General features: G+C 70.1%; 23 protein-coding genes. 6 read left to right on the top strand and 17 right to left on the bottom strand.

The window, feature by feature from the left end:
• The coding region (locus tag KBX34_RS11665; RefSeq protein ID WP_210924904.1) for a hypothetical protein at positions 1-408 on the bottom strand (408 nt) is incomplete at its 3' end.
• Between the two features lie 168 nt (positions 409-576).
• On the opposite strand from KBX34_RS11665, the gene KBX34_RS34025 reads away from it, so the two are divergent.
• A complete protein-coding gene (locus KBX34_RS34025) occupies positions 577-702 on the top strand; it encodes a hypothetical protein (protein WP_282102617.1) in 126 nt (41 codons plus the stop codon).
• A gap of 38 nt (positions 703-740) precedes the next feature.
• On the opposite strand, the gene KBX34_RS11660 is transcribed toward KBX34_RS34025, so the two are convergent.
• Genes KBX34_RS11660 through KBX34_RS11625 form a run of 8 tightly spaced genes read right to left on the bottom strand, consistent with a single transcriptional unit; the run spans position 741 to position 9,778 of the window.
• Positions 741-2,381: a DUF4127 family protein gene (locus KBX34_RS11660; protein WP_210924902.1), complete on the bottom strand. Its 1,641-nt coding sequence runs from the start codon at positions 2,379-2,381 to the stop codon at positions 741-743.
• 10 nt (positions 2,382-2,391) lie between these two features.
• Positions 2,392-3,090 (bottom strand): N-acetylmannosamine-6-phosphate 2-epimerase, encoded by a 699-nt coding sequence (locus KBX34_RS11655; protein ID WP_210924901.1) that lies wholly within the window; start codon positions 3,088-3,090, stop codon positions 2,392-2,394.
• A 23-nt stretch (positions 3,091-3,113) separates the two neighbouring features.
• Complete coding sequence (locus tag KBX34_RS11650; protein WP_210924900.1) at positions 3,114-4,001, bottom strand: ROK family protein; 888 nt, start codon at positions 3,999-4,001, stop codon at positions 3,114-3,116.
• Positions 3,998-4,840, bottom strand: coding sequence for a carbohydrate ABC transporter permease (locus tag KBX34_RS11645; protein WP_088949060.1), 843 nt, complete (start codon positions 4,838-4,840; stop codon positions 3,998-4,000). The genes KBX34_RS11650 and KBX34_RS11645 overlap by 4 nt, the downstream gene beginning before the upstream one ends.
• Positions 4,830-5,777 carry a carbohydrate ABC transporter permease gene (locus tag KBX34_RS11640; protein ID WP_088949059.1) on the bottom strand — a complete coding sequence of 316 codons (948 nt, stop codon included), beginning with the start codon at positions 5,775-5,777 and terminating at the stop codon, positions 4,830-4,832. Before KBX34_RS11640 ends, KBX34_RS11645 begins: the two co-directional genes overlap by 11 nt.
• 11 nt (positions 5,778-5,788) lie before the next feature.
• Positions 5,789-7,072 carry an ABC transporter substrate-binding protein gene (locus KBX34_RS11635; protein ID WP_088949058.1) on the bottom strand — a complete coding sequence of 428 codons (1,284 nt, stop codon included), beginning with the start codon at positions 7,070-7,072 and terminating at the stop codon, positions 5,789-5,791.
• A gap of 24 nt (positions 7,073-7,096) precedes the next feature.
• Complete coding sequence (locus KBX34_RS11630) at positions 7,097-8,692, bottom strand: FAD-dependent oxidoreductase (RefSeq protein WP_210793741.1); 1,596 nt, start codon at positions 8,690-8,692, stop codon at positions 7,097-7,099.
• A 39-nt stretch (positions 8,693-8,731) separates the two neighbouring features.
• Positions 8,732-9,778 (bottom strand): LacI family DNA-binding transcriptional regulator, encoded by a 1,047-nt coding sequence (locus KBX34_RS11625; protein WP_210924899.1) that lies wholly within the window; start codon positions 9,776-9,778, stop codon positions 8,732-8,734.
• Positions 9,779-10,143: 365 nt separating this feature from the next.
• Between KBX34_RS11625 and KBX34_RS11620 the strand changes: the two genes are divergently transcribed.
• Entirely contained in the window at positions 10,144-11,505 is a 1,362-nt protein-coding gene (locus tag KBX34_RS11620; protein WP_210924898.1) for a hypothetical protein, read from the top strand.
• 80 nt (positions 11,506-11,585) lie between these two features.
• Here KBX34_RS11620 and KBX34_RS11615 read toward each other — a convergent pair whose 3' ends face one another.
• From KBX34_RS11615 to KBX34_RS11595, 5 genes are read right to left on the bottom strand one after another with little or no spacing between them, the layout of a single operon-like run.
• On the bottom strand, positions 11,586-12,485 hold the full coding sequence (locus KBX34_RS11615; RefSeq protein ID WP_210924897.1) for a hydroxymethylglutaryl-CoA lyase: 900 nt from the start codon (positions 12,483-12,485) through the stop codon (positions 11,586-11,588).
• Positions 12,482-13,108 carry an isochorismatase family protein gene (locus KBX34_RS11610; protein ID WP_141910122.1) on the bottom strand — a complete coding sequence of 209 codons (627 nt, stop codon included), beginning with the start codon at positions 13,106-13,108 and terminating at the stop codon, positions 12,482-12,484. The genes KBX34_RS11615 and KBX34_RS11610 overlap by 4 nt, the downstream gene beginning before the upstream one ends.
• The gene (locus tag KBX34_RS11605; RefSeq protein ID WP_210793745.1) at positions 13,105-14,976 is read right to left on the bottom strand and encodes a hydantoinase B/oxoprolinase family protein; all 1,872 of its coding nucleotides are present in this window, start codon (positions 14,974-14,976) and stop codon (positions 13,105-13,107) included. The genes KBX34_RS11610 and KBX34_RS11605 overlap by 4 nt, the downstream gene beginning before the upstream one ends.
• Positions 14,977-14,978: 2 nt before the next feature.
• Positions 14,979-17,054: a hydantoinase/oxoprolinase family protein gene (locus KBX34_RS11600; protein WP_247671701.1), complete on the bottom strand. Its 2,076-nt coding sequence runs from the start codon at positions 17,052-17,054 to the stop codon at positions 14,979-14,981.
• A gap of 9 nt (positions 17,055-17,063) precedes the next feature.
• Positions 17,064-18,263: a CaiB/BaiF CoA-transferase family protein gene (locus KBX34_RS11595; RefSeq protein WP_210924896.1), complete on the bottom strand. Its 1,200-nt coding sequence runs from the start codon at positions 18,261-18,263 to the stop codon at positions 17,064-17,066.
• A 156-nt stretch (positions 18,264-18,419) separates the two neighbouring features.
• Here KBX34_RS11595 and KBX34_RS11590 point away from each other — a divergent pair, with 156 nt between their 5' ends.
• Positions 18,420-19,157 (top strand): GntR family transcriptional regulator, encoded by a 738-nt coding sequence (locus tag KBX34_RS11590; RefSeq protein WP_210924894.1) that lies wholly within the window; start codon positions 18,420-18,422, stop codon positions 19,155-19,157.
• 103 nt (positions 19,158-19,260) lie between these two features.
• Here the strand turns inward: KBX34_RS11590 and KBX34_RS11585 are convergent, their stop codons facing one another.
• Both KBX34_RS11585 and KBX34_RS33535 read right to left on the bottom strand, forming a co-directional pair.
• Complete coding sequence (locus KBX34_RS11585) at positions 19,261-19,932, bottom strand: response regulator transcription factor (RefSeq protein ID WP_210924892.1); 672 nt, start codon at positions 19,930-19,932, stop codon at positions 19,261-19,263.
• Positions 19,911-21,071, bottom strand: coding sequence for a sensor histidine kinase (locus KBX34_RS33535; protein WP_210924890.1), 1,161 nt, complete (start codon positions 21,069-21,071; stop codon positions 19,911-19,913). Before KBX34_RS33535 ends, KBX34_RS11585 begins: the two co-directional genes overlap by 22 nt.
• Before the next feature lie 130 nt (positions 21,072-21,201).
• Here KBX34_RS33535 and KBX34_RS33530 point away from each other — a divergent pair, with 130 nt between their 5' ends.
• From KBX34_RS33530 to KBX34_RS11565, 3 genes are all read left to right on the top strand, one after another.
• A complete protein-coding gene (locus KBX34_RS33530; RefSeq protein WP_247671700.1) occupies positions 21,202-21,594 on the top strand; it encodes a DUF6069 family protein in 393 nt (130 codons plus the stop codon).
• Positions 21,595-21,598: 4 nt separating this feature from the next.
• Positions 21,599-22,075 (top strand): hypothetical protein, encoded by a 477-nt coding sequence (locus tag KBX34_RS11570; protein WP_210793748.1) that lies wholly within the window; start codon positions 21,599-21,601, stop codon positions 22,073-22,075.
• A gap of 95 nt (positions 22,076-22,170) precedes the next feature.
• Positions 22,171-22,344, top strand: a complete 174-nt coding sequence (locus KBX34_RS11565) for a hypothetical protein (RefSeq protein ID WP_210793749.1) — start codon at positions 22,171-22,173, stop codon at positions 22,342-22,344.
• A gap of 220 nt (positions 22,345-22,564) precedes the next feature.
• Here the strand turns inward: KBX34_RS11565 and KBX34_RS11560 are convergent, their stop codons facing one another.
• Positions 22,565-23,077: a hypothetical protein gene (locus KBX34_RS11560; RefSeq protein WP_210793750.1), complete on the bottom strand. Its 513-nt coding sequence runs from the start codon at positions 23,075-23,077 to the stop codon at positions 22,565-22,567.
• Positions 23,078-23,257: the final 180 nt, after the last annotated feature.

The following is a 23,257-nucleotide window of genomic DNA, read 5'->3' as shown; positions in this document are numbered from 1 at the left end:
GGCCCGGGCTACCAGGTGCCGCTTGCGGTTCTTCCGGTCGACCAACGTCACGCCGGAGAAGGCCAACGAGACGGTCTCACCTTGAAAGGCGCTGGCGATCTGCCAGCGTCCCGGGCTGCCCGCCGGATCCGTACGGGTCATCCGAACGTTGAGGTTGACGAACCCCTTGTCCCGTCGCAGCTGGTACAGCTCCACCTTCACCCGGAACAGACTGCCGCTCTCGCTGATCTGGATGTCCCGGCTCGCGATCACCGTGCCCATCTCGTCGGGCTGACCGGGCGCGAAACCGGTGGTCCCCTTCGCGGCACCGCCGGAGTCGTCGGTCCCGCCGAGACTGTCGCAACCGCTGACGGCCAGGGCCATCACCAGTGCGAGCGAACCAGCGGCGACTGTGGTGCGCAGACGCACGAATACTCCCTAGTGGGCTGGTCGGAGCGGGCGCGATCAACTCCCGGCACGGTAGTCGATGGCATCCACTGGGCGAGGGTGGGCGGAGAACTCGTCGTCGTGGGGTTTCTTAGCGATCAGTACGGACGCGACCAGGCGAGAAAGCAAGATATTCAGCGATGTCCGGGAGTGAGTGCGAGCCCGCAGTCGAGCACTCCGGCTCGCCGGGACGGCGTCCAGGTCGGCGAGGGCACGAACGACATCCTGCGAACCGCTGTCGCGAGGGCGCTCGTACGCGCCGACCTGACCGTCTGATGCTCCACGGTCCAATCGGAGCATCAGACGGTCACCGGTCAGGACAGTCGCAGCCGAGGTTCGAGGACCACCTCGAAGAGCCGGTCCCACGGCAGCTCGACACGCGCTGACTCGAAGCTGGCCAGCGTCGCCGTGAACGTCTTCGCGCCTCGCCGTCCCAGCACGATGCGGTGCCCCGCGAAGTGGTCGGCGAAGTACCGCTCGGTCACGGGTACCAGCCGCTCCCTGACCCAACCGTCGAAGTAGGTCTTCTGCTCGGGAGTGAGCGCGAGCGGGTCCCAGCCCCGCGCCCGTGCGTGCGCGTACGCCTCGACCTGCACGATGTTCTTCCACGGGTCGTCCTTGACGAACCGGTAGAGCAGGTACTCGGCGTGCGCCTGGCCGGGCCCGCGCAGGTCGGGCACGCCGAACCCGCTTCCGGATGAGCGCAGGTACGCCCACCGGGCGGTGCCGTGGCTGAGCGCCAGGCCGAGTGCGTTGCCGCCGGTGTTCCACCCCGAGTACGACAGCAGCGCCGCGAGATCCAGGTGGTCCTCCATACGCGCGACCAGGTCGTGGTCGGCCTTGTTCACGATGAGCGGGTCCACCACGATGACCGAAGTGCCGGCGGCCAGCAGCTTGCCGATCCGCCCGACGAAGGCGTCCAGGTCAGCGGCCCGTTGCCCGGGTGCCGTCGAGGGGGTGTTCACGGCGAGCACGATGTCCGCGTCGCCGCTGACGACCCGTCCTCCGACCGAGGTGACGTGCCGCCGGATGTTCTCCGCGAACGGGATGCCCTCCAGTTGTGCGGTCCAGGCCTCACCGGAGACGCCGGCGTACTCCACGCGGTAGGTGGGGCCGGTGCCGGCCGCGATCACCCGCGCGACCAGCAGCGCGTTGACCTCGTCGGCACCGGGGAAGATCTCCACCCGGTCGCCGACGCCGAGTTGGTCGACGAGCGACTGCAGCTCGACCCGCTCGGCTCGGGCCAGGCCGACCGGAGCGGTGTCGTCCTCAGAGAGCACGAGGTGGTTGATGGTGCCGTCGGCGACCCACTCGACCATGAGCCGGTTGACCTGGTGGTTGCGGGCCCGCGCGGCGAGATAGTCCTCGACGACCTGGTCGGGGATTTGTGCCCGGACGGCGTCGAGTTGCGCTCGCAGCTCCTCCTGCCCGAGGTTCGTCACCTGGTCGTAGAGCTTGGCCCAGGAGACGAGCAGGTCGCGGTACCGATCCAGCTCGGTGCCCGTGCTGGTGATGGCGAGGCGCTGGATGGTGTCGTGCACCTCGATCACCGCCTCCGGCCGGGTGGAGCGCAGGGTGCGAATCGCAGCCAGGTTCGCCAGGGCGGCGGCCAGCGTCGGGGCTGCGGTGCGGGAGGCGATGAGGCCGCCGTACGCGAGCATGCTGACCGAGATCACGTACCCGTCGACGCCGTTGGTGGTGCCGAGCCAGCGGGCGATGGCGGCGCCGTCGCCGGGGGTGAAGAAGCGGCCCAGCGACTCCCGTGGCGGCAGCTGCACCTGGGCGTCGGCGCTGGCCGCGGTCATCTGCGCCGCGTACGTGTTGACGGGTCGGTCGTCCAACGGGACCAGCGCCACGGTCAGCTGCCGCTTGGCGGGCCCGGCGAATGCGGGCCGGCCCACGGTCAGGGTGGTCAGCCCGGCCATGCCGGTGGCCAGAAGGGTGCGTCTTCTCATGTTCACTCCTCTATTTCGGCGCGCTCGCCGCGCGGGGGGTGGCCGGCACGAGCCGGCGGGTGATCCAGAGTGGTGAGGTGACGGCGTTGCCCATCACCACCGCGTGGGCACCTGCCTCGAAGGCCTGGCCGATCTGTTCCGTGTTGCGGTACCGCCCTTCGGCGATCACCGGCACGGGCAGCAGTGCGACGAGTCGCTCCACGAGCCCGAGGTCGGGCCCGTCGGTTGGTGGGCTGGCCGGTGTGTAGCCGGACAGCGTGGTGGCGACGGCGTCCGCGCCGGCCTCGACGGCTGCGACGCCCTCGGCGGCGGTGGAGACGTCTGCCAGGATCAATGCGTCGGTCCGTTCGCGGAGCACGCGGACCGTGTCGGCGAAGGCGCGGCCGTCCGGTCGCGGGCGGTCGGTGGCGTCGATCGCGACGATGTCCGCTCCGGCCAGTGCCACCTCGAGCGCGTGGGCAGCGGTCGGGGTGATGAAGACGTCAGCGGTGCCGTGCTTGTACAGCCCGATCACCGGGACGTCGACGGCGGCGCGTACCGCTCTGACGTCGTCCGGCCCGTTGACCCGGACTGCCACGGCGCCGCCGCGTACCACCGCGGCCGCCACCCGGGCCTGGACGTACGGAGCCCGCATCGGATCGTCCGGGTCGTCGGGCAGCGGTTGGCAGGACACCACCAGCCCGCCGGCCAGGTCGTCGAGCACGTTCACCTGTTGGTCCCTTCGATGTGGGGTCAGTCGATGGCCAGTCGGGCGGCGCCGACCAGGACCGCGTCGACGCCCAGCGTGGCGGGCAGCAGTGGAACGTCGGCCCAGCCGGCGGGCACCTCGGCCGAGTAGGCGGCGGACGCGGCGGGCAGCAGGGAGCCGGCGGCCCCGCCGGCGACCAGGACAGCGTCTGGATCGAGCAGCGCCACCAACCCCGCGAGGGTCGCGCCGAGGACGGCTCCGGCTCGCTCCACGACCCGCTGGGCGGCCCCGTCGCCGGTCGCGGCGCGCTCGGCCACGGTCCGCCCGGTGACGTGGGTGCCGGTCTCGATGGCGTACGCGGCGGCCAGCCCGCTGCCGGAGGCGATCGCCTCCAGGTGCCCGTGGCGGCCGCACCCGCACCGCAGTCGTTCGGCGCCCGGGGCGGGCAGGTGCCCGACCTCGCCGGCTGCCCCGCGGGCGCCGGCCTCGACCCGGCCGTTGCGGACGATCGCCCCGCCCAGCCCGGTGCCGACGGCCACCAGCAGCACATGAGCGCGGTCCCGTCCGGCGCCGGCCCAGCTTTCGCCGAGCGCGGCGGCGTGCACGTCGTTGACGACCCGCACGTCGCGACCCAGCCGGGTGGCCAGCGCGTCGGCGACCGGGGTGCCCGTCCAGCCCGGCAGGCTGTCGGTGGCGTACCGGATGCTGCCGGTCGCCGGGTCGACAGTGCCGGCGGTGCCCACGCCTACCGGTCCGGCGGTCGCGCCGAGCAGGTCGGTGGCCAGCCGGGCGGCGACGTCCAGCACCGCCTCGGGCCCGGACCGGGCGGGCGTGGGCGCCTCGCGGCGCTCCAGCACCCGTCCGGCCCGGTCGACGAGCGCGACTGCCGTTTTGGTGCCACCGATGTCGATACCGACAACCGGTGTCGTCATCCCTTGAGGCCGGTGTGCGCGAGGCCCTCGACGAACTGCTTCTGCGCGATGACGAACACCACCAGGACGGGCAGGGCGGTCATCGACGCCGCTGCCATCTGGACGTCCCACATGGGGCCGCCGTAGGCGTCGACGAACTGGGTGAGCGCCTGGGGCAGGGTGAACTTCTCCGGAGAGGAGAGGAACACGATCGGTTCCAGATAGAGGTTCCAGCTGTGCAGGAAGGTGAAGATGGCCACCGCGCCCAGCGCCGGCCGCGACAGCGGCAGGGCGATCCGCCAGAAGGTGGCGAACCGGCCCAGCCCGTCGACCCGGGCCGCCTCCTCCAGCTCACCGGGCAGGCTGATGAAGAACTGCCGCATGATGAACGTCGCCAGGACGCTCGGCGCGCCGAAGATCGGCACCAGGATCAGCGGCCAGTGGGTGTTGACCAGGCCGAGTTTGAAGAACATCTGGAACAGCGGCACGATCGTCACCTCGCTCGGAATGAGCAGGCCCGCGAGGACGACCAGGAACAACACGTTCTGGCCCCGGAACCGGATGCGCGCGAAGGCGTAGCCGGCCAGTGCCGCCACGGCCATCGTGCCGACCGTGACGACCAGCGCGATGTAGAGGCTGTTCAGGTACTGCTGCCCGAAGGGCTGCAACTCGAACACCCGCTCATAGGCGTCGAATCGGGGATTGGTCGGCAGGAGCTTCGGCGGGAAGGCGAAGATGTCCGCCACCGGCTTCAGCGACGAGGTGACCATCCACCAGGTCGGGAAGACGAACGGGATCGCCAGGACCAGCAGCACCCCGTAGAGCACCAGCTTGGTCCGGCGGGACAGGTCACGACTCATGGAAGACCCACCTCTTGCGCATCTGCCACTGCAGCACGGTGAGGGCGAGCACGATGGCGAACAGGACGATCGACAGCGTGGCGCCGTAGCCGAAGTGATGGAATTGGAAGGCCTGCTGGTACAGGTAGTAGACGAGGACCGTCGTCGATGCGCCCGGGCCGCCCTGGGTGAGCACCGAGATCTGCGCGAACACCTGCAACGACCCGACCACGGTGATGATCGACGTCAACAGGATCGTGGGGCTGATCAGCGGTACGGTGATCCGCCAGAACTGGCGCATCCGGCTCGCCCCGTCCACCTCGGCGGCCTCGTACAGCTCGCCCGGCACACCCTGAAGGGCGGCCAGGAACAGCACCATGTTCAGGCCGACGTTCTTGAACACCTGCACGACGATCACGGACACCATCGCGGTGCCCTCGCCGCGCAGCCAGTTCGGCCCGTCCACGCCAATGGTGTCGAGCAGACCGTTGATCCCGCCGTTGTCCTGAAGCAGGAAGCCCCAGACGATGGTCCAGGCCACCAGCGAGACCACCACGGGGGAGAAGAACAGCGTGCGGAACACGATCGTGCCCCGCAGCTTCTGGTTCAGCAGGACGGCCAGAAGCAGGGCCAGGCCGAGGTTGAGCACCACCAGGCCGACGGAGAACAGCCCGGTGGCGCGCAGCACCTCGCCGAGGTTGGGATCATCGGCGAGAGCCTTGTAGTTGTCGGTGCCGACGAAGTCGAAGGTTCCGGCGAGCACGTTCCACTCGTGCAGGCTGTACCAGAGCACGAGGATCAGCGGCAGGATCACGAAGACGATGCTGCCGAGCATTTGCGGGGCGATGAACACGTAACCGGCGAGCTGGTCCCGGCGGCGGCTGGTCCAGAACGGCCGGGCCGGGCCCGGGGCGGGCCCGGCAGCAGCCGAGCCCACCCTGGTGTCCGTCTGGGTCATGATCGTTTGCCTTACTTCGCCAGCAGTGGCTGGATCTTGGTGCAGACGCCGTCGAGTACGGCCTTGACGTCCGCGTTCGGCTGCCACAGCGGGTCGAGCCCGGCGCGGACCTGCTGGCTCAGCTCGGCCTGGCCGGAGTGACTGGGCTTGACCACGCCGTTGGTGATGCCGTCGATGACGACCTTCTGCAGCTGCTCCGGCTTGAGCTTCGGGTTCGTCTTGGCGAGGGTCTCGGCGGTCAGCTGCGACTGCCGGGGCGCCGGGAAGAACTGGGCGAGCTTCGCCGAGTTGGTGGGGTTGGTGAAGAAGGCCAGGAAGTCGGCCGCCTGCTTGGCGTGCGGGCTCTTCTTCATGACACCGACACCCGCCTGGCCCACCACCGCGTAGTTCCCCTTCGGGCCGGCCGGCAGCGGCACCAGGTCCCACCCGAAGCCGCCGTCCTTCAGCAGCGAGGCGCGAGAGATCTGGGTGACCGTCATGGCCGAGTCACCGGCGAAGAAATCGGCGGTCGTGCCCGGACCGGGCAGCGCCTTCTGGGTGAAGGTGGCCTTGTGCAGGGTGGTCATCGCGTCGACCATCTCCGGGCTGTTGAAGCCGCAGGACTTGCCGTCCTCGCTCCACGCCTGGGCGCCCCATCCGGTCCAGAAGGTGGACAGGTTGTCCCAGCCCTTGTAGTCGAAGTCCCGGATGACCATGCCGGCCTTGCCGGAGTCCGCCGCCGCCGCCGCGGCGGTTGCCAGCGCGTTGTCCCAGTTCCACTGGCCGGCCGCGATCAGCTCGGCCGGGGTCTTCTGCCCGGCCTTCTTGACCATGTCGTTGTTGACGAACACCCCGAACGGCGAGGTGGAGAAGGGATACGCGTACAGCTTGCCGTCGTCCTGCCAGAGCTTGAGCGTGGCGGGGGAGATGTCCTCGTACTCGTAGCCCTCGGCCTTCTTGAGGGTGTCGTCCAGGGGCAGCAGCGCGCCCGAGGTGACGAAGTCGGGGGCGGAATTCTCGAACACCCACGCGAGGTCCGGTGCGTTCCCGCCCGCGATCTGCGTGGTCAGGGTCGTGGTGTACGTGTCGAACGGCAGCGGATCGAACTTGATCTCGGTCACGTCCGGGTGGCTCTTGCGGTACTCGTCGGCGATCTCGTTGAACAACTTGAGGTGCGCCTCGTTGGCCGACCAGACGGTCATCCGCAGTGCCGCCGGGCCGCTGTCGTCGGCGTCGTCACCGCCACCGCAGGCGGTCAGGGCGAGCGTGCCGGCCAGTGCGACGGCGACGCCGCGCAGGGCCTTTCCTGCTTTCACAATGTTCTCCTTACGGGGGTGTGTTCAGTAGCCCGCGATCTGTGGCCAGCGCTGTTCCACGCCGGCCGCGGTGAGGCGGTCCTGGAAGTCAGCCAGCAGACGGGGGGTGTTGCGGACCGCACGCGGGGACTCGCCCTGCGCCAGACAGAAGTCGGCGAGCAGGCCGGCGACCTCGCCGACGTTCCACTCGACGGGGTGCAGCCGATAGCTGCCGTTGGTGATGTGGGTGGTGCCGATGTTCTTGCCGGCCGGCAGCAGGTTCTCCATCCGCTGCGGGATCAGCGCACCGAGCGGGATCTCGAACGGGCACGAACCGACGTCGATGTAGTTGTCCCCGCCGGTCGACGGGTGCAGGTCGATCCGGTACATGCCCACGCCCACCGCGTCGGGGTAGCTGACCGCGCCGCGGTCGCCCCGGACCGCCAGGGACAGGTCCTGCTCGGCCACTGTGTACTCGGCGCGGATCCGGCGGGACTCGCGGATGTACGGGGCCTGGGCCAGGCCGTCCGCGCTGCCGGTCACGTCGCCGCGTAGCCGCAGGCCCGGGAAGCCGGTGCCGCCGTCGGGCCGGGGCGCCTCCGTCTGCATCCAGTAGAGCACCGCGTATGACAGCTCGCGGGCCTTGGACAGGTGCCACGACGCGTTCGGGACGTCGATGACCGGTCCCTCGAAGTAGTCGATCATCGGCCAGTTGACCAGCGTGATGTCGCTGCCGTACGCGCCGTCGGTGAAGTTGCGCCGCGCGGCGATCCGGCGGAACGTCCACAGGTTGCCGTCGCCGGGGTTGAGGCGTTGGTCGGCGTTGACGCTCAACGGGTCGTCGTCCGGGTTGGGGGTGAAGCTGCGCTCGACGATCTCCAGCGTGCGCGGGTGCGGTGACTTCCAGGACAGCAGCCGGTCACCCCAGAAGTCGGGCTTGTAGTCGCGCCAGAAGTCGTACCCCGCGGGACGGTCGATGGTGTGGTCGCCGTCGACGTGGTCCAGGGCGAAGCAGACGGACACCGCCTGCATGTTCAACGGCTGAGCCTCGGCCGGGGCGCTCGGCTCACCGGTTTCCGCCTGCGACTCGAACCCGGTGACGTACTCGGTGCCCGTCAGCGGCAGCAACTCGCCGGTCTCGGTGGCGTCCAGGACGTACGGCGCGACCACGTCGATCCGCTCGTCCCGGTCGCGGTGCGCGAGGGTAACGCCGGTCACCCGGTCCCCGTCGGTCTCCGCGGCCACAGGCCGGTACGGCTGGAGCACCCGAATACGGCCCGAACCGAGGTGCGGCGCGAGCATCTGTTCGAGGACGGCGACGGCCACCCGCGGCTCGTGGCAGAGCCGGCTCACCCAACCCGCACCCGGGTTGAGGTCGGTCCAGGCCCGGGACCGTTCGGTCAACGGGTAGTGACGACGGTAGTAGTCGCGAATGCCGTTACGCAGTTCCCGGTAGCTGGCGGTGGCGCCGAACTGCTCGATCCAGGAGTGCTCGTCCGGGGGGACGGCCTGGCTGGTGAGCTGCCCGCCGAGCCAGTCGAACTCCTCGGTCAGGATGACGGACCGGCCGGCCCGGGCCGCGGCGAGTGCCGCGGCGACGCCGCCCAGTCCGCCCCCGACGACGAGGACGTCCGTACGCATGAGTACCACGTTTTTCCTTCCAGTTGCGCGATCGACCGCTCAGCGCCGGTCAACCGCCGGATCAGGGGTGCCGAGGGTGATGCCCTCGACGAGTTCGCAGGGGAGAAGTCGCTGCTGGACGCCGTCCGCGCTGCCGTCGATGACGCCCGTCAGCACCTCGACCGACTGCCGGCCCATCTCCTCGCGGGGGATGCGGAATCCGGTGAACGTGATGTCGGTGGGGACCGCGACCGTCGGGTCGCCGAGGGTCACGATCGACAGGTCACCGGGCACGGTCAGGCCGCGCCGACGGGCTGCCGACTGCAGCGCGACCGCCGTGGCGAAGTCCTCGACGAAGACGCCGGTGGTCCCGTCGGCCAGCAGGGTGTCGATGGTGGCGTCGGCCTCGCTGGCCAGCGCCGACATCTGCCCCGCGCTCTCCGCGGTCGCCGCGGTGGCATGAAACCCGCGGCGCCGGTCTTCGGAGGATTCCGCGGTGGTGCCCGCGCTCACGTACGTCAGGCGGCGGTGACCGTGCCGCAGCGCGATCTCGACGAGTTGGGACACCGCCGAGGCGTAGTCGGCGCCGACGTAGGGGACCGGGCCGCCGGCGTCGTCCCGGCGCCCGACGGCGACGTACGGATATCCATCGCGGTTGAGCCGGTGCAGCTCCGCGCCGTCGATCTCGCGTCCGAGCAGGATGCACCCGTCGGCCAGACGTAGCCGGTTGTCCTGGTGGAAGATTCGTCGCCGGCCGTCCACGACCGGCGCGCTGGTGAACAGCAGCAGGTCGCAGCCGAACCGTTCGGCGTAGTCCTCGATGCCGAGCAGGAACGGGTGGAAGAAGTCCCGGCTGCCGCTGGGGAACGCGGGCTCGTACGTGAAGACGCCGATGATCCGGTTGTACCGCGAGGCGAGGCGGCGGGCCACGGGGTCGGCGGCGTACCCGGTCTCGGCGATGACCCGCAACACCCGGTCCCGGGTCTCCGGTGCGATGCGGACCTCGGCGTCGGTCCGATTGTTGAGCACCAGCGACACGGTCGCCTGACTGACACCGGCCATCCGCGCGATGTCACGCTGGGTGACGCGTCGAGGGGGAGCGGTCACGTCGGGTCCTTCCGGTGGGGCTAATGCGTATTAGCCTCGGTGTTGGGAAGGAGCTTGGTGGGTGGGCCGGCACGTGTCAAGGGGTGTCCGCAACATTTCGTGGAGATGAACCCCCTGGACTAATGCGCATTAGCGATCGGGTTCCCGATTGGTTGGCGGTGGGGCGGGCGGACCGGGAGGGCGGCGAGCCGCTCTTGACAGAAACGCGGTCGAGCGCGCAACATTTCGAGAAACATAGATGCTAATACGTATTAGCTCGGTGACGCCAGAGGTGTCCGCCGAGCGGTGTCCCCTGTGTTCTTACTCAGCGTCACTCCGCACCGCTCGTGCCGACGAGCCGACCGACCGACCGAAGAGGAAGCCGCATGACGAGACCATCCGCCCCGTCGTCCCGACGTGCTGTCCTGGCGGCCGCCAGTGCCGGCCTGCTCGTCGCCGCCGTGGCCGGCGCCCGGCCAGCAGCCGCCGACGCCGCGCTCGACTTCCCCCAGTTCACCTACCAGGGCACCGCGTTCGACAAGGGCACCCTCGCCTACAACCCGACGAACGAGTTCATCTTCCCGAGCGTCATCCGGGCTGCCGACTACTTTCCCAACCCGCTCGGCACCTACTACCTGTACTACGCACCGCACGAGCGTCCCGGTGGGATCGCCCTCGCGTACTCCGACTCAATCAACGGTCCGTGGACCGAATACGTCGCCAACCCCCTGATCGGCAACACCTGGCTGCCGTACTACTCGACGGTCAGCCACATCTCCTCGCCGCACGCGGTGTGGATCGAGGGCGAGGGCAAGCTCTTCCTCTACTTCCACGGCGAGAACTCCATCACCCGGTACGCGACCTCCGACGACGGCATCCACTTCAGCTACGGCGGTACGGCGGTCAGCCGGGACGACACGACCGGCGGCGAGACCTCGTACGCCCGGGTGTTCGAGCAGTCCGTGCCCCGCCTGGGCACCCGGTACCTGATGCTCTTCATGGACAACCCGACCGCTGCGCTGCCGGGACCGACCGGGCCAGTGTCGCGGCGGATCCGCTGGGCGGTCTCCAACGACGCGCGGACCTGGGCCATGCAGCCGGAACCGATCGTGACTCCGCAGGGCATCGAAGGCCCGAACGCCTCTGGACCGTTCTTCCTGCGCTGGGACGACCGCAACCTGGTGATCTACCACGCCGCCGACGGCAACATGCACGCGGTGGACGTCGGGCAGGACTTCGACCAGGAGATCCACCTCGGCGTCGTGCACGACTCGATGTCCGCCGCGCCCGACCTCGGCCGCTCGGCCGCGCCGACGTTCTACTTCGACGGGCGTACCGCGCACATGTACTACGAAGCAGGCGGCAGGCTCACCGCGACCATCGGACACGCCACCGCAACCCTGGCGAACCCACTACCCGTACGGCAGCTCGATTGTGTGCCGGACCGACCGGTCCTGTGGCCGCCGAACCACAAGCTGGTCGACGTCAACGTCACCGTGGACCTGCACGACGGGGTGCTCGGCCCGAACGCGTTCACCCTGGCCAGCGTGACCGGGGGTGACGCCGCGGACGTCAGCGGATTCGCCATTGGCACGCCGGACACGAGCGGCAAGCTACGGGCCGAACGAGCCGGCGACGCGGGGGACCGGGTGTACCACCTCACGTACACCGGCCATGACGAGATCGGACGGCCGGTCGGCTGCACCGTCACCGTCACCGTCCCACACGACCAGGGCGGCAACCGGTAGGTCGTCGCCGGCAGTGCGCCCCACCACCTGGTGGGGCGCACTGGCGGGCGTGCGACAGCTGTCCAGCGTCCGGGCCGGGCTCAGGCGGGAAAACCGCCCGCCCGGAGCAGAGCGCCGGGGAGCTGCTTCCCGAGCCTCCGTTCCAGCCAGGAGACGGCCGAGGTGAGTTCCTCCAGATTCAGGCCGGTGGGCCGCCCCATCCGGTCGAAGAGGTAGACGAGATCCTCGGTGGCGACGTTTCCGGTCGCCGCAGGCGCGAACGGGCACCCGCCTGTTCCGCCGATGCTGGCGTCGAGGGTGGTGACGCCCGCCTGGACTGCCGCGACCGCGTTGGCCACGCCGGTGTGCCGTGTGTCGTGCAGGTGCAGCCGCAGCGGTGTGCGGGACTGCGTGATCTCCCGGGCGAGCGTCAGCCGTTCGGTGACGTCGGAGGGTACGGCCACTCCGATGGTGTCGGCGAGGGCCAGTTCGTCCGGTCCCACGTCCCGCACCCGGGCGAGCACCTCCCGCAGCCGGTTCGGCGGGACCTCGCCTTCGAACGGGCATCCGAACGAGGCACCCACTGTCACCGTCGTGAACACCCCTGCCTCGCGAGCCGCCTGCACCAGCACCGCGGCCGTGTCACAGGCTTGGGCGGTGGTCATGCCCTGGTTGCGGCCGCAGAAGGTGTCCGTGGCCACGACGACGACGTTGATCTCGTCGACCCCCGCAGCCAGAGCTCGGTCCAGGCCGCGGCGGTTCATCACCAGGCCCGCGTATCGGACGCCGTCGTGGCGGGGGAGCGCGGCCATCAGCTCGTCCGCGTCCGCCATCTGCGGAACGCGGGCGGGATTGACGAAGCTGGTCACCTCCACTCGCCGGGCTCCCGCGCGTACCGCCCGCTCGGTGAGCTCCACCTTGTCGGCGGTGGTGAGTAGCGTCGCCTCGTTCTGCAGGCCGTCACGGGGCGAGACCTCGACGATGTCGACCATGACTGTCATCGCTCCTCCGACAGGTACGCGACGGCCCTGGCCTCGCTGATCACCTCGGCGTACTTGGCTTGCAGGTCGTACAGGCTCGCCTCGTGCGGGCCGGGGGCGCGGTCCGCCACCGCTTCGGAGACCACCAGTGGGACGAGGCCGTGCTGGATCGCGTCCACCGCCGTGGCACGGACACAACCGCTCGTGCTCACGCCGACCAGCACGACGGTGTCGATGCGCTCCGCCCGCAGGGTGGAGGCCAGCGACGTGCCGAAGAAGGCGCTGGCGTACTGCTTGACCAGCACCAGTTCATCCTCGGCGGGGGAGACCTGCGGCATCAGCTCACCCATCGCGCCACCGCCGGAGAAGAGCTGCTGAAGGGCGGTGACCTTCCGGACGAACAGGCCTCCGTCGACACCGCCGGGCCCGTACGCGACGCGGGTGTGCAGCACGGGAACCCGGTGGTCGCGGGCTGCGGCGATGACCCGGCCAGCCGACTGCAGGCAGTCCGCGGACGGCAGGCACAGTGGGCTGGCCGGATCGAAGTAGGCCCGCATCAGGTCGATGACGAGCACCGCGGGACGGGCGCCGGGCAGGAGCGCGCCCCCGAATCCGTCGTCGCTGCTGTCCGGCACGGGGCTCATCGGGCGACAGGTGGCCGAGGAGCAGGAAGACCGGTCTCCTCCAGGCACCGGTCCAGGATGGTCTCCATCGGCGGTCCCATGTCGAACGTGGGCAGTGGGTCCGGACGTCCCTGGCGCAGCTCGGCCCGTACCTCCTCGGTGGCCGCGACGTCGACGGTGCCGGCCTCGTCGCAGACCACGCCGAAGCGGCGGGCCCCTGTGGGGCTGACCAGGCCCCGGCGGACCTCGAGGCCCACGAGTTCCGGGTCGCGGGCGAGCGGGTCGCCCCACCCGCCGCCACCCCAGGTGACGAAGTGCAGTACGTCCCCGGGAGCTACCGGCACGTCGTGCACCTTGCTGCCCAGGATCTCGGTGCCGCCGTCGGCGCGTTCGAGCCACTTGCGGCCGCGCGCACCGGGCTCGCCACCGTTGACCCCCCACGGATAGGTCAGCCAGCGGTCGTCGTGGATTGCGATCGTGCCGGCCTCCAGGAACCGGTAGGCCACGTCGACGCCGTTCCCGCCGCGATGGAGCCCGGCGCCACCGGTGTCCGCGATGGTCTCCCAGCGTTCGATCCGCAGCGGATAGTAGGACTCCAGGTACTCGCACGGGATGTTGACGAACGACGGCCACAGCGAGTGGCCGTCCGGGCCGTCGCCCACCGGCCGGCCGGGAACCCCGCCGAATCCGATCGAGTACAGCTGGAACCACTCGCCCTTGCGCTCACCCGGCCCGTAGGTGCCCGAATACATGAAGTGCGGCGATGACGAGAAACCGGCCGCGTTGAGCAGCCCGGGGTTCGTCTGACCGAGCAGGCCGCCGAACAGGTCGAAGACGCGACCGATCCCGTGGTTACGCGCGTTGAGGGCGGCAGGATACTTGGGCTTCCAGAACGAGTCGTCGGGGATCGTGACGTCGACCAGCGGGTAGAAGCCGTCGTTCCAGAGGATCTGCGGGTCGGCGACGGTGATCATGTAGATGCCGAAGAACATCCGGACGAGGTTCTCGTTGATGTAGTAGTTGATCGGACCCTGCGCCTGCGGGCTGCTGCCGGTGAAGTCCAGCAGCACCTTGTCACCGGTGCGGGTCAGGCTGAGCTTGAGCTCGTAGGGGCCGTAGCCGAGACCGTCGTCGCAGATGTAGTCGGTGAACGACAGCGTCTCGCCCTCCTTGAAGACCGCTCCGAGCAGGACCTTCATCGCCCGGTAGTTGCGGTCCAGGAGCTGGTCGAGCGCAGAATTGTAGGTGTCCACCCCGAACCGGGCGCACATCTCCTGGACCCGACGGGAAGCGGTCCGGCACGCCGCGACGATGCCGTTGAGGTCGGCACGGTTCCAGTCGGGCTTTCGCACCTGGTTGAGGATGATCCGCAGGGGGTCCTCGGCGAGCACGCCCTTGCGGTACAGCTTGAAGGGCGGGATGACCACGCCCTCCTCGAAGATGGTGCGGGCATCGGTCGGCATCGACGCCGGTGTCTTGCCACCGACGTCGGACATGTGCCCGAACATCGCCGCCCAACCCACGATGCGGCCCTCGAAGAAGATGGGCAGCACCACGAGCCAGTCGTTCGCGTGGCTGATCGCCGCACCACAGGAGTAGGGGTCCGACGTCAGCAGGACGTCGCCCTCCTCGATGTCGCCGTCGAAATTTTCCAGGAAGTCGGGGATGGACAGGCCGAACTGTCCCACCATCATTTTGCCGTCCGGGTTGGCGATCAGCGGAAACTCGTCATGCTGCTCACGGATCCCCGGTGACAGCGCGGTCCGGAAGAGCACCTCGTCCATCTCGTAGCGGGCGTTGCGCAGCCCGTTCTCGATCAGGTCGATGGTGACCAGGTCGACATCCACGGAGCGAAGCGGTCCGGTAGCGGTCTCGATGAGGCGTGCCATGGTCAGTTCTCCCGGTGGGTGTCGGCGGGGCGGATGAGGAGGCTGCCGCTCGGGTGCACCGCAGCCGTGTGCCCGGGCAGAACGAGGGTGGTGGAGTCCATCTCGGTGATGATCGCCGGACCGGGTACGACGTTGCCCGCTCGCAGCAGGGCCCGGTCGTAGATGCCTGCTTCCACTTCCGCGCCCTCGACCCAGATGCGGTGGTGGGCCCGCATCGCGGGGCTCGGGTCCGCGTCACCATGCTCCAGCTCGGGCGCGGCGACCTGGGGCCGGGGACCGTGAGCGGTGGCCCGGACGGTCACCAGCTCGTGTTCGGCATCGAGAACGAAGGAGAACAGCCGCTGGTGATCGGCGTCGAACGCCGACCGCAGGGCGGCCAGCCCACCGCCGGCCCCGTCGAAGGCGTCGATGTCGACTGCCACCGGGATCTCGAAACCCTGTCCGTGGTAGCGCAGGTCGGCGGAGTAGACGACGTGCTGCTCATCCTCGGGGACGCCCTGATCGCTGAGCGTGGAGCACGCCTTGCTCGCGAGTTCGGCGAGCACCCCGCGAAGGCTCTCGTCGGTCATCTCGTTGAAGCGGCGCACCAACGTCCGCACTGACTCGTCGCGCAGATTGGTCGTCGCGTCGCCGTAGGCGCACAGCACTCCCGGCGACGGCGGAATGATCACCGGCCAGGCCCCGGTCAGTCTGCCGAGAGCGTTGGCGTGCAACGGGCCGGCGCCACCGAAGGCCACCAGTGCGTAGTCGCGCGGGTCGAAGCCCTGCTGCACCGACACCAGCCGCAACGCCCCGAACATGTTCTCGTTGACGATGTCGATGATGCCGGCGGCGGCGGCCTCGACCGACTCCAGCCCGGTGGCGTCGGCGATCGACTTCACCGCCGCTCGTGCCGCCGCACGGTCCAGCGTGATCTCGCCACCGGCCAGTTCGGTGGGCAGGTAGCCGAGCACCACGTTCGCGTCGGTCACCGTCGGTTGCTCACCGCCCGCCGCGTACGCGGCAGGACCGGGTGCGGCGCCGGCCGACTGCGGCCCTACCCGGAGCGCCTGGGTCAACGGCGGTACGTGGGCGATGGATCCGCCACCGGCACCCACGGTGCGTACGTCGACGGAGGTGGCGCGGACCTTGAGGTCCCCGACCGTGGTCTCCCGACCCACCCGCGGCGTGAGCCCCTGAACCAGGGCGACGTCGGTGGAGGTGCCGCCCATGTCGAAGGTCAGGAAGTCCGGGTAGCCGGCCTGCTCCGCCACCCAGGTCGCGCCGGTAACCCCGCCGGCAGGGCCGGACAGCAGCAAATTCACCGGGTTGTCCGCGGCGACGGCTGCGGAGACCAGACCACCGTCGCTGCGCAGGATGCACAGCCGGCCGTCCACCCCGGACTCGCGCAGCTGCGCCTCGAGGTTGGCCACGTAGCGCGCCACCTGCGGCTGCACGGCCGCGTTCGCGACGGTGGTGATGGTCCGCTCGTACTCGCGAAGCTCCGGCAACACCGAGGACGACACCGACACAGGTACGCCCGGAAGCTCCTCCGCGGACAGCTCGGCCACCCGGCGCTCGTGCTGCGGGTTGGCGTAGGAGTTGATCAGGCTGACGCTCAACGCCTCGATGCCCTGCGCGCGGAGCTTGCGCAGCTTCGTACGGACGTCAGCCTCGTCGAGGTCGGTCACCACCGCGCCGTCGGCGCCGATCCTGCCGACGACCTCCACGGTGTCCTCCAGCGCCGCCAGTGGCTCCGGCTTCGGCCAGATGATCCAGCCGGCCAGGCCACCTGGCACGAAGGAACGGGCGATCTGGAGCACCTGCCGGAAGCCGTCGGTGGTGACCAGCCCAACCCGGGCGCCCTTGCCCTCAAGGATCGCGTTCGTGGCGACCGTGGTGCCGTGGAACACCTCAGTGATGTCCGACATGGGCACGCCGGCGGCCTCGCAGGCCCGCTCGATGCCACGCAGCACCCCGATGGACTGGTCCTCGGGCGTGGAGGAGGTCTTGGCCCGGTAGGTCTCTCCGGTCGCCTCGTCGATCAGCAGGATGTCGGTGAACGTTCCCCCCACGTCCACACCGAGTCGGTAGGTCATGGTTCCTCCTCAGATGACGCCGGCAGAACGCAGCGACGCCATCGCGTCGTCGCCGAGCCCCAGCAGGTCGCGATAGATGTCCTCGTTGTGTTCACCGAGCTCGGGGCCGACGTGCCGGACCCGGCCCGGGCTGTCAGAGAGCTTGGGTACGACGTTGTGCATGGCGAACTCCCCGAGACCGGGGTGGGTCAGCCGGACGATCGCCTCCCGCGCGGCGAAGTGCGGGTCCTCGAGCATGTCCCGGGCCCTGAAGATGCGGCCTGCCGGAACGCCCTTGGCGTGCAGCCGTTCGAGCAGATCGTCGGCCGCCAGCGTCGAGCTCCATTCGGCGACCAGGCCGTCCAGCTGCTCCATCCACCGGCCTCGGGCGCCGTGGGTGGCGTACTTCTCGTCGGTGGCCAGCTCCACCCGTCCCATCGCCTCGGCGAGCCGGCGGAAGACCGTGTCCTGGTTCGCCGCGATCAGCACCATCTCGCCGTCGGCCGTCGGGTAGACGTTGCTCGGGGACACGTTCGGAAGGGTCGTTCCGGTCCGCTCCCGCTGGTAGCCGGCGATCTGGTACTCGGGGATGAGTGACTCCATCATCGCCAGAACGGCCTCGTAGATGGCCGAGTCCACCACCTGGCCTCGACCGGTGCGTCCGCGCTGGTGCAGCGCCACCAGGGTGCCCAGGCAGGCGAACGTTGCCGCCAGCGAATCTCCCAGAGAGACGCCGGCCCGGGCCGGAGGGCGATCGGGGTCGCCGGTCACGTACCGAATTCCGCCCATCGCCTCGCCGACCGATCCGTATCCGGCACGTGACGAGTACGGGCCCGTCTGCCCGAAGCCGGTCACGCGGGTGACGATCAGGCCGGGGTTGATCTCCCACAGCCGCTCCGGGGCCAACCCCCAGCGCTCCAACGTGCCGGGCCGGAAGTTCTCGATCAACACGTCCGCCCGCGCGATGAGCTGGCGTACCAGATCCTGACCCTCCTCGGCCCGCAGGTTCGCGGTCACGGACTTCTTGTTCCGCGCCACCACCGGCCACCAGAGCGACTTGCCGTACGGCTTCTCGCGCCCCCACTGCCGCATGGGGTCGCCCTGACCCGGGTCCTCGACCTTGATCACCTCCGCGCCGAAGTCACCCAGGAGTTGACCGCAGAACGGCCCCGCCAGCAGCTGCCCGAGCTCGATCACCCGGATGTCGTCAAGCGGCAGTGGAGTGCTCATGAACCCCTCAATCAACGTCTCTTTGCATGCAATTCACAGGTCTGTGACTGTCGTTACAGCAGGTTGTGCTGGGAAAGTAGGCCCGTGCTCCTCCGGTGTCAATGGCCTGCAGGAAGATTGCATACAACCTGCCGTGTTGCTACGGTGCCGAGCATCATGAGCGACCACACGCCACCGCGGGAGGCCGACAATGGCCACGCCGCCGACGACGCCTATCGACTGATCCGGGAACAGATCCTGTCCGGGCAACGGTCGGCCGGCGCGTGGCTCCGCGAGGGCGAGTTGGCCGAGTCGTTCGGGGTGAGTCGCACGCCTGTCCGGGAGGCGCTCAGACGGCTGACCGCGGAGGGACTGGTCCGCCACGAACGCAACCGTGGCGTGCAGGTCCAGGCGTGGAGCATCCACGATCTCGACGAAATCTTCAGCCTGCGGGCCGTGCTCGAGCCGTGGGGCTGTCGACTGGCGGCGACCACGGGCGCCATCGACGTGGACGCGCTCGACGCGCTGGCCCACCGGATGGACGAGGTGGCTCCAGACGGACGACCGACCGATGTGGACGAGCTCACCGAGCTGAACAACCGGTTCCACCGGATGATCCTTGAGGCGTCCGACAACAGCAGACTCGCCGGCGTCGTCTCATCGGTGATCCAGATGCCGCTCGTCTGGCGTACCTTCTCCCGCTACAGCCCGGACGCGCTGCGCCGTAGCCTCGCTCACCACCACGAACTGGTGGCGGCCCTGGCCGCGCCCGACCCCGACTGGGCGGAGTCGGTCATGCGCAGCCACGTACGCGCGGCATGGCATTCCATCCGGCTGCGAGACGGCGGCGACCGGGCGTCTGGCCCGGAACTGCCGGACCAGGTCAGCGCAACCGCAGGTCAACCGCCACTCTGATCATGGGGTCGGGTTCAGCGATCGTGCGAATGGGCCGGGACCAGACGCGGATTCTGCTCACCATCGCGCCCGACCGCGTCCGCGCAATGGCCTGACCTCCTGCTCAGGCGAGCCGGCCGTCATGGGCGAGCAGGGCGATCTGGGTGCGGTTGTCGAGGTCCAGCTTGGTCAGGATGTGCGAGACGTGGGCCTTCACTGTGGTCACGTTCATCAGCAGCTCGGTGGCGATCTCGGCGTTGGAGCGTCCCTGCGCGATGGCCCGTACGACGTCACGTTCCCGGGGCGTGAGCAGGGCCAGCCGGCCACGCGCGTGCTCGTAGGACTCGGCGCCGGACGCGACCCGCTGCATGAGACGGCGCGTGACGCCCGGCGACAGCATCGGACTGCCGGCGGCGACGGCGCGGACGGCCTGGCTGATCTGCTCCGGCGGGGTGTCCTTGAGTAGGAAGCCGCTGGCCCCGGCCCGTAGCGCCCGCACCACATCCTCGTCGGTGTCGAACGTGGTGAGCACGATGATCTCCGGCGGCCGGGCGCGGCGGCGCAGGCGTTCGGTGGCGGTGATGCCGTTGACGCCGGGCATCCGGATGTCCATCAGCACCACGTCGGGCATGTGCCGGTCCACTGCGGTGATCGCCGCAGCACCGTCGGCGGCCTCGCCCACGACGACGATCCCGTCAGCGCCGTCCAGCATCATCGTCAGCATTCCCCGTACCAGAGGGTCGTCGTCGACGATGACGACCCGGACCAGGCCCGTCACCTCGACCACGGCAGCCATGCGGTGAGGTGGAACCGACCCGAGGCGTCGATGTGGTGGGTGACGCGGCCACCGGTGAGGGCGGCCCGTTCGGCGAGACCGATCAGGCCCGCGCCGTCGTGCCCGGTGGCACCGCTGTCGGGTGTGGTCGGGTTGCTCACCGTGATGCTCAGGCCGGAGTCGGGCGCCCCGCCGAGGGCTAGTCGGACCGGCTGCCCGGCGGCATGCTTGCGGGCGTTGGTCAGCGCCTCCTGCGCGATCCGGTAGGCGGTGCGGCCGACCGTCGGGGGGACCTCGACCGGTGGGCCGAGGGGTTCGTCGACCTCGATGTGCTGCCCGGCGGCCCGGGCCTCCTCGACCAGGCGCGGCAGATCGGCGAGGGTCTGCCCGGGTGGTGTGTCCCCCGGCGCCTCGGCGTCGTCACTGCGCAGCAGCGTGATGACCTCGCGCAGCTCGTCGAGGGCGTGGTGCGCGCTGGCGCGGATAACCCCGGCGGCGGCGCTGAGCCGCTCGGGTGGCGCGTCCGGCCGGTACTCCATCGCGCCGGCGGCCGCTGCCAGCAGCGACAGCCGGTGGGCCAGCACGTCGTGCATCTCCCGCGCGATCCGGCTGCGCTCGGCCGCCCGGGCCTCGACGACCCGGCGTTCCTGCTCCCGCTCCGCCCGCCAGGCCCGGTCCCGCAGTGCCGCCAGCAGGGCATGACGAGCCTGCGCCCAGGTGCCCCAGCCCAGCAGGGCAGCGTACGCGGCCGTCATCAGCACCAGCCGCCACCCGTATGGCAGGCTGGGTATCGGCCGCCACACCGCCTGCACCGCCTCGCCCGCCACGCCGACCGCCGCCACCACCACGGCCTGCCGGAACGGCCGGTTGCGGGCGGTGAACAGCACCGCGAAGCTCGCCACCGGGGTGGCCACCGGCGACAGTGCCACCAGCAGGCCGGCCAGCACACCAGCGACCTCCGGGCGGCGGACGACCACCGGGACGAGGGCCAGGGCGGCCACCGCCAGCGCGACATCGGCGCGGACCAGGGCGGTCGGCCCGGAGCGGGTGGCGGACCACAGCACGGTCGCGATGAGCACGCCCATCGCCACGGTCGCCGCTCCCACCGGGACGGAACGCCACGTCCGCGGCGGGTCCACGTCGCACGTCGCCGCATCCACCAGCGCAGGCTAATGGGCTCGCGGAGGGCAGGGCCACCTCCTTTGGTAGTACGCGGCGTCGCCGACGGGTGTACGCGCCGCGGCGTCGGGACCGACGTGCCCGACCCGGGCCGGTCCACAGACTCGGGGCATGACGAACAACCTCTTCCTGCGTCGAGCCGCGGTGGCGGCCGGTGCGATCCTGGTGGCGGCGGCGGAGTTCGCGATCCTGCACTCGGCGGCCGGCGTCGACCTGGCGGCCGGCACCCCGGACGCGACCCGGCAGATCACGTTGGCCGCGGTCGTGGTGGCCGCCGCCGTCGCGGCACTGCTCGGCTGGGCGATACTCGCGGTGCTGGAACACCTCACCAACCGGGCGCGCGTCTGGTGGACCTCGATCGCGGTCGCGGTCCTGCTGCTGTCACTGCTGATCGGGCCGCCGAGCGGCGTCGGTGGGGGAGCGAAGGCGGCGCTCGCGCTGCTGCACCTGAGCGTCGGCGTCGTCCTCATCCTCGGCCTGCCCGGCCGCGCCGGGAAGGGCTGAACCGATGACCGCGCTGACCGTACGCAAGCAGCATGGCGCCTTCGTCCTCGACTCCGGTGCCGGGCCGCGCGCCTGGCTGCGTACCACCGGCTGGACCTGGCGATGCGGCGAGATCCGAACCGACGCGGGCCTCTGGACGGTCGAGCCGACCGACCGCCGGCGCATCGGGGTCACAGCGCGGGCCGAGCACGGCGCCGCGGTGCGGCTCGACCCGAGCCGGTCACACGTGCCGGGGCCGGGCGGGGTGACGCGCTGGGCGCCCGGTCGCTGCGGCGGTGAGCTGGTCCGCGACGGGCATCGGCTCGCGGTGCGCCTCCCCGGCCGGGCGGGCGGGCCGATCCGCGTCGACGTCACCGGCGAGTGGGCCGAGCTGGATCTGGTGGCGCTCACCGCCTGCTTCGCGCTGCTGACCCGGCGGCGGCAGCGCACCCTGGTCATGATGGCGGTCATCAGCACCGCCGGTGGCGGCCCCACAGGTTGACACGAGTGTGTCCGGCCCCGCATGTCCGACGTTCGGCGGGGCGTGGCCCTTCGGTCCCACGAGCGGCAGCCCCGCATGTGACGGATACTCGCTGGATGACTGGACCGGACCTCGACCCCGAACAGTATCCGCCCATCGACCCGCGTGAACCCGCACCGGACGACGCCGGCGAGCTGCTGCCGGACACACCCGACGAACTGCCGCAGGCCCCTGTCGAACCGATGCCGGATGACGGCGGGGGCGACGGCGGTGTGCGCGAACCGGCGTAGGCGGTGACAATCCGGGCCGTCCGAGCCCGGATTGTCAAACGGATCTCACACCGCCGGACCTGACCGCCCGCCTCCCCGTCCCAGCCGAGAAGCGGCGGGCTAGCAGCCGGAATTTCTCAGGCAGCCGTTCCGTCTCGATGGGGCCGTAGCCGAGGATCAGTCCACGAATCGGCGGTGACCGTCCAGGTGACGGTCACCGCCGATTGCGTGGTCGAACCGGTCAGGCGGCCGAGCAGGCGGTGTCCAGCTCCTTGATGGCGGCTTCCAGGGCCTTCTTGCTGGGCTTGGCGTCGGCGGACTTGTTGTACGCGTCGCTCAGGCCCATCATCTCGTTCTGAATTTTTTCGGAGGCGGCGGTGACTGCCTCGTTGGCACCCATCGCGTGCGCCAGGATCGCGACCGAGCCGGCGGCCCACTGGGCACTGACCGCGAAGTGCCCGGCTGGCGGGCCGATCTTTTCAGCCTTGGTGACCTTGGCTGCGTTGTCCTTGATGTCCTTCTTGATGTCGGCGCAGGCCTTCACTGTGGCAGCGTCGTTGGCGGCGGTGCTGGCCGCGGTGGTGGCCGCACCGCCGGTCGGGGCGGCGCTCGAGGCCGCCGGGGACGGCGAGGTTGCGGTGCCCTCAGATTCGGGCTGCGGATCGCAGCCGGACACTGCGATCGCCGCCGCAACGGCCAAGCCAGTCAGGACGAGTCGAGTTCGGTTCATCGATGTTTCCCCCATGATCTTCATGTTCGGCGGACGCTACCAGCCCCGGTCGAACGGGTGGGGTCAGTTACTGGGCCGACGAGCACCGAGCGCTGGGTCTGGAGCTGGATGCGAGGCGCGTCGTGACAGTGGGCGACGGGTGCCGGGCAGGCCCGGAGTCACCTGCTCCGGGCCTGGGTGCCGTCGCGGCCGGTCGGACCCCGG

Origin of the sequence: Micromonospora sp. M61, from assembly GCF_018070245.1 — a bacterium.
Classification (GTDB): domain Bacteria; phylum Actinomycetota; class Actinomycetes; order Mycobacteriales; family Micromonosporaceae; genus Micromonospora; species Micromonospora zamorensis.
This window is presented reverse-complemented; position numbering and strand designations above follow the sequence as displayed.